Below are 2206 nucleotides of genomic sequence, written 5' to 3' on the forward strand. Positions count from 1 at the left end.
CTCGTGCCATGACTGGTGTTGCGCTCGCCGAGGAGCTGCTGCTCCTCGCCTACGACGACTCGACCGGTAAGGCGACCATGCCGCGGATCAGCCTGGACCTGGGCATGGCGGCCGCGGTGCTGGTCGAGCTGGCACTGGCCGGCCGGATCGCGTACGCCGACGGGAACCTGACCGTCGTCGACCCGACGCCCACCGGCGAGCCGGTCACCGACGAGGTGCTCGGGCGGATCGCCGCCGACACCCCGCACACCCCGGCCTCGTGGGTGCAGCGCCTGCGGCACGGCCTGCGCGACCGCATCCTCGGTGACCTGTGCGCCCAGGGCGTCGTGCAGGACGTCGACGAGACCGAGTTGGGCTTCATCCACGTACACCGGTATCCGGTGGTGGACACCTCCGTCGAGGCGGACACCCGCCAGCGGCTGACCGAGGCGCTGACCGGCGCGGCGGCCCCGGACGAGCGGACCGCCGCGCTGGCCACCCTGGTCGTGGTGCTGCGGATGGAGTCCGCGCTGGGCATGAGCGGCGAGGACGTCGCCGACGCCCGCCGCCGGCTTCAGGAGATCGCCACCGGCGCCGGCTTCTCCGGTGACGTCAGCATCGACGACTCGGTGGTCCGCCCGTCGGTGGGCCTGGTCGTCGCCGCGTTGGGCATCGCCGTCGACCAGGCCCTCGGCCCGCGCCGCTGACCCGCGAGCGGAGGTTCCCCGAGGTGCGACCGGGCGTCGGCCTGGCCCTCCTGCTGCGTGTCCTTTGCTCTGCTTCACCGGAGGCAACAGTCCGGGCCGGTTTTCGTAGCGTGGGTTGAAGCAGAGCAAAGGAAACAGGCAGGGGGCCGGCGGCCGGGTGGTCGGCCCCGGCGTGGCCCGTTGGTCAGAGCCCCAGAGCTGTGGCGATCTCGCCGCGCACGGCGGCCACCGCCTGCGCCGCCCGGCGGCGGGCGGTGGGGACGTCACCGTCCACGACCGGCTCCACCACCTCGAGGTACGCCTTGAGCTTCGGCTCGGTGCCGGAGGGCCGGATCACCACCCGGGCCCGTGCGGTGCGAAGGATCACCACGTCCGCCTCGGGCAGCAGGTCCCGGACGCTGTCGACCGGCTGTCCCAGCAGCGTGGTCGGGGTGGCCGCCCGGATCCGGGCCATCGCGTCGGCGATCTCCCGCAGGTCGTCCACCCGTGCGGAGAGCTGGTCGGTGTGGTGCACGCCGAACTCGGCGGCCAGCTCGTCCAGCCGGTCGGTCAGCGTACGACCCTGCGCCTTGAGGCCGGCGGCCAACTCGGCCACGGTCAGCGCGGCGGTGATGCCGTCCTTGTCCCGGACGTGCTCCGGGGCGACGCAGTAGCCGAGGGCCTCCTCGTAGCCGAAGACCAGCGGCGCGCTCCCGCCGCCGGCCCGGACGATCCACTTGAACCCGGTGAGCGTCTCGTCGTAGGGCAGGCCCCGGGCCGCGCACATTGCCCGCAGCAGGGACGACGAGACGATGGTGGTGGCGTAGAGCCCGGTCACTCCGCGTCGCATCAGGTGGTCGGCGAGCAGCACGCCCACCTCGTCGCCGCGCAGCATCCGCCAGCCCTGCCCGTCTTCGCCTTCCCGGACGACCACCGCGCAGCGGTCCGCGTCCGGGTCGTTGGCGATGGCGAGGTCCGCGCCGGTGGTGTCGGCCAGCGCGATCAGCCGGTCCACCGCCCCCGGCTCCTCCGGGTTGGGGAACGACACGGTGGGGAACTCCGGGTCCGGCTCGGCCTGGTCGGGCACCACGCCGGGGATCGGGAAACCGGCCCGGGCGAACGCCGCCGTGAGCACCGCCGCACCCACCCCGTGCAGCGGGGTGTACGCCACCGACAGGTCCCGCGGCCCGTCCGGGTCGATCACGGCGGTGGCCCGCTCGACGTACGCGGCGACGAGGTCGTCCCCGAGCACCTCGCCGGGCCGGCCCAGCGGCACCTGGGTCAGCGGACCGACCGCCCGGATCGCGGCCTCGATGCCGGCGTCGGCCGGCGGCACGATCTGCGCCCCGGCGCCCAGCTCACCGCCCAGCTCCGCACCGAGGTAGACCTTGTAGCCGTTGTCCTGTGGCGGGTTGTGGCTGGCCGTGACCATGACACCGGCGACCGCGCCGAGCTGGCGCACCGCGTACGCCAGCACCGGGGTCCTCGTGCACCCGATCCCCACCCAGCAGCACGTGCTGGCGGCGCTGGCCACGCTCGGC

Annotated in this window: 2 protein-coding genes; one reads left to right on the plus strand and one right to left on the minus strand. The window is 74.2% G+C overall.

Annotated features, from left to right (window positions below; all coding sequences use genetic code 11):
- Positions 1-8 precede the first annotated feature (8 nt).
- Positions 9-686: a GPP34 family phosphoprotein gene (locus AB0J68_RS31290; protein ID WP_354853964.1), complete on the plus strand. Its 678-nt coding sequence runs from the start codon at positions 9-11 to the stop codon at positions 684-686.
- 184 nt (positions 687-870) lie between these two features.
- Here AB0J68_RS31290 and AB0J68_RS31295 read toward each other — a convergent pair whose 3' ends face one another.
- Positions 871-2199 (minus strand): phospho-sugar mutase, encoded by a 1329-nt coding sequence (locus AB0J68_RS31295; protein ID WP_363942387.1) that lies wholly within the window; start codon positions 2197-2199, stop codon positions 871-873.
- Positions 2200-2206: the final 7 nt, after the last annotated feature.

The organism is Micromonospora sp. NPDC049580, from assembly GCF_040675595.1.
Taxonomy (GTDB): domain Bacteria; phylum Actinomycetota; class Actinomycetes; order Mycobacteriales; family Micromonosporaceae; genus Micromonospora.

Coding starts and splice junctions, on each gene's coding strand:
- AB0J68_RS31290 (WP_354853964.1), top strand. CDS start 9: ATGACTGGTGTTGCGCTCGCCGAGGAGCTGCTGCTCCTCGCCTACGAC.